11 protein-coding genes are annotated in these 13,479 nt (G+C 41.2%); 9 read left to right on the top strand and 2 right to left on the bottom strand.

The features are described from left to right. Positions 1 to 58: 58 nt before the first annotated feature. From hisIE to ACPF64_RS06020, 9 genes are all read left to right on the top strand, one after another. Positions 59 to 826 carry a bifunctional phosphoribosyl-AMP cyclohydrolase/phosphoribosyl-ATP diphosphatase HisIE gene (gene hisIE / locus ACPF64_RS06060; RefSeq protein ID WP_426455817.1) on the top strand — a complete coding sequence of 256 codons (768 nt, stop codon included), beginning with the start codon at positions 59 to 61 and terminating at the stop codon, positions 824 to 826. A gap of 9 nt (positions 827 to 835) precedes the next feature. Continuing rightward, on the top strand, positions 836 to 2,338 hold the full coding sequence (locus ACPF64_RS06055; RefSeq protein WP_004640865.1) for a UvrD-helicase domain-containing protein: 1,503 nt from the start codon (positions 836 to 838) through the stop codon (positions 2,336 to 2,338). Between the two features lie 23 nt (positions 2,339 to 2,361). Beyond that, complete coding sequence (locus ACPF64_RS06050) at positions 2,362 to 3,753, top strand: AAA family ATPase (RefSeq protein WP_426455816.1); 1,392 nt, start codon at positions 2,362 to 2,364, stop codon at positions 3,751 to 3,753. Between the two features lie 314 nt (positions 3,754 to 4,067). Then, positions 4,068 to 6,920, top strand: a complete 2,853-nt coding sequence (locus ACPF64_RS06045; protein WP_198496445.1) for a monovalent cation/H+ antiporter subunit A — start codon at positions 4,068 to 4,070, stop codon at positions 6,918 to 6,920. Continuing rightward, a complete protein-coding gene (locus tag ACPF64_RS06040; RefSeq protein WP_005037171.1) occupies positions 6,917 to 7,285 on the top strand; it encodes a Na+/H+ antiporter subunit C in 369 nt (122 codons plus the stop codon). The genes ACPF64_RS06045 and ACPF64_RS06040 overlap by 4 nt, the downstream gene beginning before the upstream one ends. After that, positions 7,285 to 9,096, top strand: a complete 1,812-nt coding sequence (locus tag ACPF64_RS06035; protein WP_426455815.1) for a monovalent cation/H+ antiporter subunit D — start codon at positions 7,285 to 7,287, stop codon at positions 9,094 to 9,096. The genes ACPF64_RS06040 and ACPF64_RS06035 overlap by 1 nt, the downstream gene beginning before the upstream one ends. Positions 9,097 to 9,098: 2 nt before the next feature. After that, on the top strand, positions 9,099 to 9,626 hold the full coding sequence (locus ACPF64_RS06030) for a Na+/H+ antiporter subunit E (RefSeq protein ID WP_005037176.1): 528 nt from the start codon (positions 9,099 to 9,101) through the stop codon (positions 9,624 to 9,626). Beyond that, complete coding sequence (locus ACPF64_RS06025) at positions 9,623 to 9,898, top strand: monovalent cation/H+ antiporter subunit F (protein ID WP_426455814.1); 276 nt, start codon at positions 9,623 to 9,625, stop codon at positions 9,896 to 9,898. The genes ACPF64_RS06030 and ACPF64_RS06025 overlap by 4 nt, the downstream gene beginning before the upstream one ends. Before the next feature lie 12 nt (positions 9,899 to 9,910). After that, a complete protein-coding gene (locus tag ACPF64_RS06020; RefSeq protein ID WP_005037179.1) occupies positions 9,911 to 10,315 on the top strand; it encodes a Na+/H+ antiporter subunit G in 405 nt (134 codons plus the stop codon). Between the two features lie 55 nt (positions 10,316 to 10,370). On the opposite strand, the gene ACPF64_RS06015 is transcribed toward ACPF64_RS06020, so the two are convergent. Beyond that, positions 10,371 to 10,772, bottom strand: a complete 402-nt coding sequence (locus tag ACPF64_RS06015; protein ID WP_003654587.1) for a ribosome-binding factor A — start codon at positions 10,770 to 10,772, stop codon at positions 10,371 to 10,373. Next, positions 10,772 to 13,471 carry a translation initiation factor IF-2 gene (infB, locus tag ACPF64_RS06010; protein WP_005037181.1) on the bottom strand — a complete coding sequence of 900 codons (2,700 nt, stop codon included), beginning with the start codon at positions 13,469 to 13,471 and terminating at the stop codon, positions 10,772 to 10,774. Before infB ends, ACPF64_RS06015 begins: the two co-directional genes overlap by 1 nt. Positions 13,472 to 13,479: the final 8 nt, after the last annotated feature.

The following is a 13,479-nucleotide window of genomic DNA, read 5'->3' as shown; positions in this document are numbered from 1 at the left end:
AGCCAACCCTAAGCACAAGCGCTACACTAGCTCATTTCCACTGAATAGATTTCCGCTCATGTCAAACTGGTTAGATGAAGTTAAATTTGATTCCAATGGCCTTATCCCTGCCATTGCTCAACATCATCAAACCGGACGTATTTTGATGGTGGCGTGGATGAACCGTGAAGCACTCGCACTCACAGCGGAAAAAAATCAGGCAGTTTACTTCTCTCGCTCTCGTCAAAAACTCTGGCACAAGGGTGAAGAATCAGGACATTTCCAAACAGTTTATGAAATTCGTCTGGACTGCGATGCCGATGTCATTGTGTTACAAATTGAACAACACGGCGGTATTGCATGTCATACAGGTCGTGAGTCTTGTTTCTACCGTAAACTTACCCCACAAGGTTGGGAAATTGTCGATGCACAGTTAAAAGACCCTACTGCAATTTACGGTGAAAATGCTAAAACAGAAGCTCATGATCAAGCCCACACCACTGAACAAGTTGATGTACTTGCTCATTTAGGTCAATTGATGCAAGAGCGTAAGCAAGCTGAAGCAGATACCTCTTATGTTGCCAGCCTCTATAAAAAAGGCATCAATAAAATTTTAGAAAAAGTCGGCGAAGAAAGTGTAGAAACCATTATTGCTGCTAAAGATTTTGCAGTTCAAGATTCAGAAGCTCACTTAAACGATCTCGTTTATGAAACAGCGGATTTATGGTTCCATACTATTGTCATGTTGGGTTATTTCGATCTTAATCCACAACTTATTATTGACGAATTAGCTCGTCGTCAGGGTTTATCTGGTTTAGTTGAAAAAGCTAACCGCAACAAGGTATAAAATCACTCAGTGTCGAATATTGAAAAACCTAAAGCTACCTATGAGCAAGCAATTGCCATAGACAACGCCCGTCTTGGGCAATCATTTAAAGTGATTGCCTATGCGGGTACAGGTAAAACTACTACTTTACAAATGATTAGCGATGCCATGCCTGAGCGGCGCGGTATGTATTTGGCATTTAACAAAGCAATTGCTGGTGAAGCCCAAAACAAATTTCATCGCAATGTCGACTGCCGTACTTTTCACTCACTTGCCTTTCGTAGTGTGCCCCGTGGTGTAACTGACAAATTACGTCTACCGCGCTTAAGTCCAAGTTTTATTGCTAAAGAATATCGACTAGAGCCGATTACTTTACGACGCATGATGGGTGGGCGTTACGAGAAATATGTCTTAATGCCAAGCCGACTAGCAAGTCTTGTCGCAAATGCGGTGGGTTACTTCTGTTCAACGAGTTCTCAATACCCTGCACCTCGCCATATTCAAGCACCGAATTGGTTACATCCAGATGATATTATCGAATTACAAAAGCATCTTTATCCTGCTGTAGAACGTCGTTGGCTAGAGTCGATTGACCCGAATCATCAAGCCGGAATTGGCCATGATATTTACCTTAAACTTTGGGCATTATCTGAACCGAACATTCCTAGTGATTATGTGTTATTTGATGAAGCACAAGATGCCGACCCTTTAATGCTGGGTATTTTGCTTCGACAAAAAAATACGCAGGTCATTTATGTAGGCGATGCTCATCAGCAAATTTATGCATGGCGTGGTGCGATTAATGCTATGCAGCAATTACCGTTACCTGAATCTCGTTTAACCACGTCTTTTCGTTTTGGTGAAACGATTGCTGATGTTGCCAATGCTTTGCTGGGCGGCTTAAATGAGACTGTTCCTCTACTTGGCAATCCGAACCAGAAATCAAGTGTAGTTAATAAACCTCATACTAAAATGCGTGACGCAATTTTATGCCGCACTAATGCCCGTGCAATGGAACTTTTGTTGGCAGGTTTAGTTCATGGCGATAAGGTAAGTTTGCAAGCAGACCATCAAAAACTAAACCGTTTTGTAGATGCTGCAAGCCTCTTGAAACAAGGCAAACGTGTCACCGATGTTCCTGAGTTAGCATGGTTCAATTCATGGCATGATGTTCATGAATACTGTGAAACCAATGAAGGTAGTGACATTAAACCTTTGGTTAAATTGGTTGATGATCACGGGACTGACCCATTAAAGAAAGCACTTGCAAAGATTACACCCATTGAGCAAGCTGATTATGTCATCTCTACAGCCCACAAAGCGAAAGGGTTAGAATGGAACCGTGTTCATATTGAAGATGACTATCAATTTAAAATTAATGGCTTAGAACACAAGATTACAGATGAGGAGTTAAGATTACTTTACGTTGCCTGTACTCGTGCTAAAGTAAGTTTAAATATCCATCATCTTTATGATCTGATACAACAATTAAAACTAAGGGCGCCTTTAAGTCTTCGTCAATCGGTTGGTTGAAGCGCTCATACTTAGGTGAGCCTATGAAACTTGAATCGATCCAATTTAAACATATTGCTTTATTTCACGATCTTAAAATACAGTTTCAATATGAAAAACAGCCTATTACCTTAATTTTAGGTGAACAAGCAACTGGTAAAAGTATGTTACTCAAACATACTTACCATGCTTTAACTTGGTTCCCTGCCCGTCTTAAAGATTTACGTAGCCCTGGTATTGTCATGCCTGATCAAGACATTACTCAGTCGCGCCTACAATCAAGAATCGAAGTGACCATTCAAATTCCAGCAGAAATTGGCCATTTACCTGAAAGTACCTCTGCCCAACAGGTAGATTCTTCACTATGTAGCTGGAAACTTTTTAAAACTCTAAATTCAAGTGGCATTGGGATAAGCCAAGTTGAAACGCAGCAACTTGATCAAACTATGGCCCTTTATCAGCAAGTCACAAAAAAAGATCCACTACAAGGATTGCCCTTAGTCGCTTACTACCCAGCCGAGCGATTTGTAAATGATATTAATCTGCTGAATAAAAATTTACCCGGCATTACCCAATCCATTTCAGCCTATGACATTAGCCCACTGCCATTTACAACGTTTACCCGTTTTTTTGAATGGTTACGTGAAATTAGTGATATAGAAAATGCTCAAGCTGCACATCTCGTACAACGTATTATTTCCAAACAATCAGATCAGCAAGATCAAACAGAACTATTAAATGAGCTTCAAAAAGAGTTATCAGGGCAGCCTAAACAGCTCACCTCCCCGAATCTTTATGCACTGAAAAATGCATTAAATATTGTTTTGCCTGAACTGAAAGATCTATATTTGCAATATCAACCTCGGCTCCAGCTCATGGTTGACTATGAAGGTCAAACCCTACCGTTTCAGCAGCTTTCCAACACCACAAAAACTTGGATTGCGTTAGTAGGCGATGTAGCCCGTAGACTCTGTTTACTTAATCCCTTAAGTTTAAATCCTTGCCTCGAAGGTGACGGGGTTTTATTAATAGATCAGATTGATGCACAGCTCGACTCCACACATTGCACAGAAATCTTGAATCGGCTTCATCAGGCATTCCCGCGCTTACAAATTATTGCAACAGGAAGTCGTGAGGAATTACTTGAACAGGCTTCCAACTATCAATGTTTAAAATTAGAACACAGTAAAATTAATCCGCTTGATCTTAATACTACTCAGCAACAGCTTGAAAACATCTATACATTGCTACAAAGAAGCGAACCATTAACACAGTCTATAGAGGCACAACCTCTTAGCTTAATTGATCCAACACCATCTCCAGCACAAATTGGTGTTTTATTTCAGCAAATCCAAAATCTAAATGAGCAACAAAAAAATGAATTGCTCCGCATGATTCATGCTGGAGACACACCAGAAGAAAGCCCTTCTGTTTAAATTTTATGATCCATTTACTCTATTTTTATAGTGAAATTCGGCTTCACACAATATAGAGTTTAAGCAGGATTTTTAGGCTCTAAAATCACTAGATGTTGTTACTACATGTAATAACATCAGATTTTTACTGCTTTTTTAGTGTACAATAAATTTCATTTTGCGTTTTTATTCTTCAAGTTGCGCAATACAACTTGTTTCTCGCTTTATTTTTCTAATTTGGTTGGGCTTTCAGAATACAAGCCTTGGAAATCTCTTTGAATTCCTATCTGTTCTGAAATTAAAATTTCACTTTTAGGTCTCGACCTAAATCACATATGGATACGAGTGTGCTACCGATAATTATCTTATTACCGTTAATATTAGGCACCACCCTTGTTTCATTGCTTCAACGGTTCTCGCGTGGAGTAACGGCTTTAGGGGCAATCGGAGTCAGTTTAACCAGTTTTGGTTTATTACTGGCTCAAGCAAAAACTGTGCTTGGTGGTGCAAGCATTCAACAGAGCTGGGATTGGTTACCTCAATTAGGAATTAATCTAAGCTTCAGACTCGATGCTCTTGGTTTACTATTTTCTTTACTTATTACCGGTATCGGTACACTCATTTATATATACGCCTACTACTATCTTGGCCCTAAAAATTCTTTAAGCAAACTATATGCTTTACTCATGCTGTTTATGGCAGCAATGCTGGGTATTTCGCTCTCTAATAATCTTATTATTTTATTAGTCTTTTGGGAGCTCACCAGTATTTCATCTTTTTTATTAGTGGGTTACTGGAGTCATTATGAAGCTGCTCAACGCGGCTCTCGAATGGCACTCACCATTACAGGGATGGGCGGTTTAGCGTTGTTGGGTGGATTTGTTCTATTAGGACAAATCACTGGAACCTATGAAATTAATGACATCATGGGTATGAAAGATGCCATTCAAGCCCACTCCCTATTTATTCCAATGTTATTGCTTATTTTGCTTGGTGCATTTACGAAGAGTGCTCAGTTTCCATTTCATTTTTGGTTACCCAATGCAATGGCTGCTCCCACTCCGGTGTCTGCCTACCTACACTCTGCAACCATGGTAAAAGCTGGGATCTTTCTACTTGCCCGCTTACTGCCAATTTTTGTAGGCGCTGCGATCTATCACAATATTGTGACGTTTGTCGGCCTATTTACACTTTGTATGGCCGCATGTTTTGCCATTTTCAAAGAAGACTTAAAAGGTTTGCTCGCCTATTCAACAATTAGTCATTTAGGTCTTATTGTCTGTTTACTAGGTATCGGTTCGCCTTTAGCAGTTGCTGCTGCCATTTTTCATATTATTAACCATGCGACATTTAAAGCAGCGCTCTTCATGCTTGCAGGGATTATTGACCATGAAACTGGTACACGTGATCTTCGAAAACTCAGTGGTATTTGGCAATTACTTCCTTTCACGGCCACATTAACCATGATCACCGCTGCTTCTATGGCAGGGGTACCACTCACCAATGGCTTTATTTCTAAAGAGATGTTCTTTACCGAGCTATTGGCGAATCTTTCAGGTTCAACGGTTATCTTTGCCAGCATTATTGCAACTCTGGCTGGTATCTTTGCAGTAAGTTATTCAATTCGCTTAGTGCATGGCGTGTTTTTTGATGGCCCAATTGGTAAACAAGTTCCAAATAAAGATGCACATGAACCACCTATCGGTATGCGTGCGCCTGCCATTCTTCTTGCTGTGCTATGTATCTTGGTTGGAATTCTACCTTCTTTATTGGTAGAACCACTGGTCAATAGCGTAACGAGAGCAAGCTTGATGCAACCAGAATTTGCAGGAACTCATCTTGCAATCTGGCACGGATTCAATGCTCCTCTCATTATGAGTATTATTGCTTTAGTGGGCGGCTCACTCTTCTATTTTGCTTTGGCAAAAGATGGCATGATTCGTAAAATTGACCTTGACCCACGTCTTGGTAGATTACAAGGCCGTATTTTATTTGATTTATTTTTAAAACATCTGTTACTCACCAGCCGAAAAATCAAACAAAAAACTGAAAATGGCTCATTGCAAAGTTACTTGTTCTTGATCATTGCTTTTAGCATCATCATGGTAACTATGCCGCTACTCAATCAAGGGCTTACTACAGGCACACGTGAACTCACTCATGCCCCATGGATTGCCATCGTTCTCTGGCTGACCTTATTCTCGGGTTGCTGGATGATGCTATGGTTCCACCATGAACGTATTAAAGCAGTCCTCATTAGTGGTGCAATTGGTCTGGTTGTAACGATGGTATTTGTCACCATGTCAGCTCCAGATTTGGCATTGACTCAAATTACTGTGGATGTTGTAACCACTGTTCTTTTATTAATGAGTTTATCTTTACTTCCACAGCTAACGCCTTATGAATCTCTGCGCTCAAGACGTTTAAGAGATGCCGCTTTAGCCATTGTTGGAGGCTTAGGGATAGGCTGGATTACGTGGCTGATTTTAACCCGTGATCATAATTCGATTTCATGGTTCTTTGCCCAACAATCTTTACCACTCGGTGGTGGTTCAAATATTGTAAATGTCATTTTAGTTGACTTCCGTGGTTTCGATACCTTTGGTGAAATTACGGTACTAGGAATTGCGGCTATTGGATCACTTTGCCTCATGGATGGCATGCGTGTACATGGTACAACCATGACCCAAGGTCTCACCTACCGTTTTAATCCATCTCCGCTCATGTTCCGTATTACAGCCTCTTGGGTATTGCCTTTAGCGCTTGTCGTGAGTGTTTATATCTTTATGCGCGGCCATAACTATCCAGGTGGTGGCTTCATTGCAGGTCTAATCACCTCAATGGCGTTAATCATCCAATATATTGCGCTAGGTCAAGACCAAACCGAACAATTACTCAAAGCAAAATCAGGGCGTCTTTACGAAGTCTGGATTGGTTCAGGTTTAACAATTGCTGGGCTTACTGGCGTAGCTGCATGGTTCTGGTTACGCCCATTCCTCACCAGCGCGCACGTGTATGTTGAATTACCAATTTTAGGAAAACTACATTTGGCTTCAGCTGCAAGTTTTGACTTAGGCGTTTATATCACCGTTGTTGGTGCAACGATGTTGCTCATCTCTGTATTGGGAGACTCTCGCCACTCAAGTATGTCTGGTCCTGTAGTACCACATCGGGAGGAATCATCATGATCAGTTTAGAATTCTTATTGGCTTCTGCTATTGGTTTACTTGTTGCCACAGGTATTTATCTGATTTTACGTGCTCGTACTTTCCCTGTCGTGCTTGGATTAGCTGTAATTGGCTATGCTGTAAACCTATTTTTATTTGCTATGGGCCGATTACAAATCAGCTCACAAGCAATTTTAACCGAAACAACAAAAATAACCGATCCACTTCCTCAAGCGCTGGTGTTAACAGCCATTGTGATCGGTTTTGCAACCACCGCTTTTATTGTACAACTGGCGCTGCGTAGCCGTTATGAGTCAGGTAGTGATCATGTTGATGCTAAAGAAGACATCTCTCCAACATACGACCCACGCGAGGATGAGCCGTAATGTTTGATTTTTTATCTTTCTGGCAAGAACATGCGCCTATTTTTAGCATTCTCATCCCGGCATTTACTGCTTTTATATTATTACTGCTCGGCAACCCTGGAGCAGGTGCTTTAAAAGATGACTGGCGACAACCATTGCGTCGTGGCATTAGTCTTGTTTCGGCAATTGCTGGATTAATTACCGCAATTGTATATTTGAGCTTTGCAAGCACGGGCCAGATTACCATTTACCAACTGAGTGAATGGTCAGCACCGTTTGGCATTGTACTCGTATTAGATCGCCTTTCTGCTTTTATGCTGGTACTGACCTATGCACTAGTCGTCCCAGTTTTATGGTATGCAAGCGACAATTGGGATATACGTGGTCGCTATTTCCATGCCATGGTTCATTTCTTGTTAATGGGTATCTGCGGCGCATTTTTAACAGGCGATTTATTTAACCTTTTCGTCTTTTTTGAAATCTTGTTGATGGCTTCGTATGTTTTGCTTTTACATGGACAAGGCAAGCCACGTTTTCAGCTGGGTGTTCACTACGTCATTATCAATCTGTTAGCCTCTGCCCTATTCTTAATTGGCCTTGGTATGATTTATGGTAGTGTGGGTAGCCTCAACATGGTGGATGTTTCACGTCTTATCCCCACACTCGAAGCAGATCAACATAAATTAGCTGTAGCAGGTGCCTTACTTTTATTTGTAGTGTTTGGCATTAAAGCAGCCATGCTTCCTGTAGGTTTTTGGCTACCAAAAACTTATGCTATTGCAAGTACGCCTGTAGCTGCAATTTTCACCATTATGACCAAGGTCGGTATATATTCGATTTTGCGTGTGAATGGAACTGTATTTGACGATGCGCTTAGCCAAGAAATCTTAAAAAGCTGGTTACTTCCTATTGGTTTAATTACATCACTCTATGGTGTGATTGGAGCAATTGGAGCAGATCGATTACGTCGCTTTGTCGGGTTTATGGTGCTTTCTTCAATTGGTACCTTGCTCACGGCAATTGCCATGTCGAATACACAAGCATGGTCTGGCGCATTATATTACTTAGTGCACAGTACGCTGATTGGAGCAGCTTTTTATCTATTTTGTGGATGGATAACCTCACAACGTGGAGATTTTAAAGATCACTTAAAAGTTGCCCCAAGAATCAAACAAGAAAAAGCGGCTATGCTGACTTATTTCTTGATTGCCATGATGCTCGCGGGTTTACCACCTTTTAGTGGTTTCCTTGGAAAAGTATTCATTTTACAAGCGACAGTTGAAACCAGTTATCAAGCATGGATCATTGGTGTGGTACTTGTTGTTAGCCTATTAAGTATTATTGCTCTAACACGTGTTGGTTTTATCTTGTTCTGGCGAGCAGCTCCTCCAGAACAAGATCCAATTCATCCTGCTTATATTCTTTATCAGGCCTTACCAGAACGAGCACCACCACGTAATGATAAAGTCATCTATGTGTTACTTGCTGGCTTAATGGCTTATGTCATATTTGCTGCACCTATTCAGCATTACACATTAAGTACTGCCCAGCAGATCCAAGACCATGCGCTTTACCAACGTACTATTCTTAAAGTAGATCAAAATGGTGAATTTATCAGCGTGCAGCCATTTGATCCCGCTTATCTACCAGAAACTAAATATGGGGGTGAAGTTGAAGATCATAATGCTTACCTCATTCCTGATATTATTTCGAAAGATACCTTCAATGGTGAACATATTTCAGAATATAAACATCGACAAATTCAGCAACAGGACAAACTACAAACACCTACCATTATTGATGAAAGTCAATTGAAACCTATGGAGCCATAACAATGCAGTTATCTCATTTGCTTGAACGCTGGTTTCCACATCCATTTGTTTCCGTTCTTATCATTTTATTTTGGCTGATGCTGTCACATAGTCTTGATGCCAGTGATCTTTTGACGGCTGTGCTTTTAGGCTTGATTATTCCTCGTTTAGTCAAACCGTTCATTACTCGCACACCGCATATTCACTGGAAACCTGCTGTTAAATTATGCTTTGTAGTTCTTTGGGATATTGTCATTTCTAACTTTCGAGTAGCAAAGCTCGTTTTAGGGCCTACTAAAAATTTACACCCTAAATGGTATCGTGTGCCACTAGAAACAGAACATGAGCAGGTCAATACATTACTGGCAATGATCATTACGACAACGCCGGGTACTGTCTCTGCTGGTATTGATCAGGAACGTGGAGATATTTTGGTTCACGCCTTGAGCACGGATGATACCGAATCTGACATTCAAGACATCAAACAACGCTATGAAATTCCACTTATGGAAATTTTTGATGTAAAAAGCGAAACGGAGGCAAGTGTATGACAATCCTATCCTATGCTCTAGGTATTAGTTTAATTGCCATTACAATCTCTATGCTACTTTGTCTTTTCCGAATGGTAATCGGTCCATCAATTGTAGATCGACTTTTAGCACTCGATACTCTTTTCTTAAATGCAACTTGCCTCATTGTTGTGCTAGGCATTTACTGGATGACGACCTCTTTATTTGAAGGAGCGCTACTGGTTGCTATGCTAGGTTTCGTATCTACAGCAGCCTTAGCACGTTACTTCACAACCGGTCATGTTGTCGATTAAGGAGAGATCAAAATGCAGTTTGTAATGGAAATTATTGTTTCGGTCTTTCTGGTTTTTGGCGCTTTCTTTATGTTAGTCGGCTCAATTGGTATGGTCCGCTTACCTGACTTATTCATGCGCTTACATGCACCCACAAAATCGAGTACGTTAGGATTAGGCAGCTTCTTGATTGCTTCCATGATCTTTTTTGCTTTTCAAGGCCGCTTTGGTTTTGCCGAGCTACTGATCACACTTTTAGCTTTTATTACCGCACCGGTTTCAGCAAATTTAATTGCTCAAGCTGCGCTACATTTACGTTTGCGCTCGCTTAGTGGAGAAGTTCCTGAAGCAATTGAACGCCCTTTGCCTTGGGATCGTTATAAAATTGGACAGCGTTTCTCACAAAATAAACCACCTATGGACCCTCCTAAAGAATAGGGAAAAAAGACAACCAATAAAAAAGCCACCCGAAGGTGGCTTTTTTTTATTTATATTACTGTTCGTCATCTGACTCGCGTTTCGGTAAATCATTTACCGCTTTCTCGATCAGACCAAACATATAGTTACCATAGGCATTAGTCTTGTCATAATGGAAACGCAATCTTGGCGTAATACGTGTCTTGATACGACGGCTCAATTCATGACGCAAGAAACCAGAAGCTTTATTTAATACATCTAAAGTTTCTTTATTTGCTGCTTCACTTTGCTCATCGCCAAGCTCACGTCCCATTACGGTGACATAAACTTCAGCATAACCCATGTCTGCACTGACTTTCACCGCAGAGATGGTCACTAGACCACCTAAGCGAGGATCTTTAAGCTCCTGACGAATCAGCTCAGACAACTCGCGTTGAACTGAATCCGCCATGCGCTTTAAGCGTTGGCTACCCGCCATTAAAGACTCCGTTTAATCAATTGAACATCATAGACTTCAATTTTATCTTTCACTTTGATGTCTTTATAACCTTTCACCGCAAGACCACATTCCATACCGGCACGAACTTCTTCAACCACTTCTTTATAGCGACGAAGAGATTCAAGCTCACCTTGGAACACAACCACGTCATCACGTAATACGCGAATCGGTTTATTACGATGCAATACACCTTCAAGTACCATACAGCCTGCTGCTGCACCAAACTTACTTGAGTGGAATACTTCACGTACTTCAGCAACACCCAAGATAGTTTCACGATGTTCAGGAGCAAGTTTACCACTCATGGCATCTTTCACATCATCAATTAATTCATAGATGATGCTGTAGTAACGAATATCGATACCGTCTTGGTCACTTCTCTGACGAGCAGTCGTATCGGCACGAACGTTAAAGCCCAACAATACAGCTTCTGAAGATTCAGCAAGAATCACATCAGACTCAGTAATCGCACCAACACCCGAACTAATTACACGAACTTTTACTTCATCAGTAGATAATTCATGTAAAGCTGCATTCAATGCTTCTAAAGTACCACGTACGTCAGTTCTTAAAACAACGTTCACTGTAGGAACATCTTTTTTGCCCATTGACGACATGATATTTTCAAGACGCATTGCGCTTTGACGATCAATACGTTTTTGACGTTCACGGTCAGCACGAGCATCAGCAACTTCACGTGCTTTCTTCTCGTCATTTACAACAAGAACTTCATCACCTGCCATTGGAGCATCTGGAAGACCCAGAATTTCTACTGGAATAGATGGTCCTGCTGATTTAATAGGCTTACCATTTTCATCAGACATTGCACGGACACGACCATATGATGAACCTGCAAGAACGAGGTCACCAATGTTTAATGTACCGTTTTGAACAAGAATAGAAGTTACTGCACCACGGCCTTTATCAACACGCGCTTCAATAACAACACCTTGTGCAGCACCTTCAGCAGATGCTTTTAATTCCATCAATTCTGATTGAATAAGAATTAAATCAAGGAGTTCATCAATACCTTGTCCACTGTGCGCAGAAACCTTAGCAATCGGAACATCACCACCCCATTCTTCTGGAACGATTTGTTTCGTTGTTAATTCATTTAACACACGGTCTACATCAGCAGATTCTTTATCCATTTTGTTGATTGCAACAATAATTGGAGTACCTGCTGCACGCGCATGGTCAATTGCTTCTGCAGTTTGTGGCATTACACCGTCATCTGCTGCAACAACCAATACAACGATATCCGTTGCTTTAGCACCACGTGCACGCATTGAAGTAAACGCAGCATGTCCCGGTGTATCAAGGAATGTAATGATTCCTTTGTCTGTTTCAACGTGATATGCACCAATATGCTGGGTAATACCACCTGCTTCACCTGCCGCCACTTTCGAACGACGGATACGGTCAAGCAATGATGTTTTACCATGGTCAACGTGACCCATAATGGTAACAACTGGCGGACGAGTTGTTTGCTCACCACGTGCTTCCTCAGCCGCTTCAAGCAAGTTATCTTCCGCTTGTGTATCAGAAACTAAAACAGGGTTATGGCCCATTTCTTCAACAACAAGTGCTGCTATATCTTGATCAATAGCTTGTTCTTGATTAACCAACTCACCCATTTTCATAAGTGATTTGATAACTTCACGTACTTTAATCGCCATTTTTTGAGCAAGATCGGCAACAACAATGCTTGAACCGATTTCTACATCATAAACTTGCTTTTTAACTGGCTTTTCAAATCCATGCTTATTTGCTTGGCTTGATTTTAAACCGCGTTTGTTATGGTTAACAAAGCTTTGCTCTTCTTGACCACGACGACCACCTTTTTTACCCGCACGTGGGTTAGTGGTTGCGCCACCGCGTTTAATTTCACGGTCTTCTTGCTTAAATGAATCTTCATAAGCTTGGCCAACTAAACCTGAAGCAAGTGGAGAATCATCAATCACACGAATTGTAGTAGTAGCTTCGTCATTTGAATACTTAGACGCCATTTTGCGCATTTGTTCAAGTGTACGTTGCTGAGCTTCTTCAGCCGCTTTACGACGCGCAGCTTCTTCAGTTGCTTTTAACTGAGCTGTTTGTGCTTCACGCGCTTTCTTTTGCTCTAATGTTTCTGCTGGTTTTGGTGCAGGTTTTACTGTACCACCACCACGTCTTTTCACGACTACAGCAGCTTTAGGAGCTGTCTGAGCAGCGCTATCTTGTTGATGAGCAGCACGCATAGCATCTAAAGTTGCTTTTGCTTTTTGCTCTGTTTGAAGACGCGCGTTTTGCTGTGCAGTGTCACGCGTTTGCTGTTCTACACGTGTTTTAGCTTCAGCTTCTGCACGTGCTTTAGCTTCAGCTGCAATTTGTTCAGGGTTTGGTTTAGCAAAAACCTGTTTTTTACGTACTTCTACGTTAATTGTTTTTGCTTTACCTGAAGTACTTGCAACTTTAGCGGTACTGGTTGTTTTACGTTTCAACGCAATTTTTCCTGTGTTACCACTTTCCTGACCATGCACTTTTTTCAAATGATTGACTAAAGTATCCTGTTGTTCAGTGGTAATAATATCGTCTGCTGTACGTTGAGGCAAACCTGCTTCACGAGCCTGTTCTAGGAGCTTCTCAACAGGACGTTCTACACTGAGAGCTAACTCTTTAATCGACTTGTCCGTCATATTTCATC

This window comes from Acinetobacter sp. KB005, assembly GCF_049949095.1.
Lineage (GTDB): Bacteria > Pseudomonadota > Gammaproteobacteria > Pseudomonadales > Moraxellaceae > Acinetobacter > Acinetobacter calcoaceticus.
Note: the sequence above shows the minus strand (reverse complement) of the source record. Positions and strands in the feature narration are given on the sequence as shown.

Bases quoted from the DNA above. Each gene is read 5' to 3' on its own strand.
- hisIE (WP_426455817.1), top strand. From the start codon at position 59: ATGTCAAACTGGTTAGATGAAGTTAAATTTGATTCCAATGGCCTTATC.
- ACPF64_RS06050 (WP_426455816.1), top strand. From the start codon at position 2,362: ATGAAACTTGAATCGATCCAATTTAAACATATTGCTTTATTTCACGAT.
- ACPF64_RS06045 (WP_198496445.1), top strand. From the start codon at position 4,068: ATGGATACGAGTGTGCTACCGATAATTATCTTATTACCGTTAATATTA.
- ACPF64_RS06040 (WP_005037171.1), top strand. From the start codon at position 6,917: ATGATCAGTTTAGAATTCTTATTGGCTTCTGCTATTGGTTTACTTGTT.
- ACPF64_RS06035 (WP_426455815.1), top strand. From the start codon at position 7,285: ATGTTTGATTTTTTATCTTTCTGGCAAGAACATGCGCCTATTTTTAGC.
- ACPF64_RS06030 (WP_005037176.1), top strand. From the start codon at position 9,099: ATGCAGTTATCTCATTTGCTTGAACGCTGGTTTCCACATCCATTTGTT.
- ACPF64_RS06025 (WP_426455814.1), top strand. From the start codon at position 9,623: ATGACAATCCTATCCTATGCTCTAGGTATTAGTTTAATTGCCATTACA.
- ACPF64_RS06020 (WP_005037179.1), top strand. From the start codon at position 9,911: ATGCAGTTTGTAATGGAAATTATTGTTTCGGTCTTTCTGGTTTTTGGC.
- ACPF64_RS06015 (WP_003654587.1), bottom strand. From the start codon at position 10,772: ATGGCGGGTAGCCAACGCTTAAAGCGCATGGCGGATTCAGTTCAACGC.
- infB (WP_005037181.1), bottom strand. From the start codon at position 13,471: ATGACGGACAAGTCGATTAAAGAGTTAGCTCTCAGTGTAGAACGTCCT.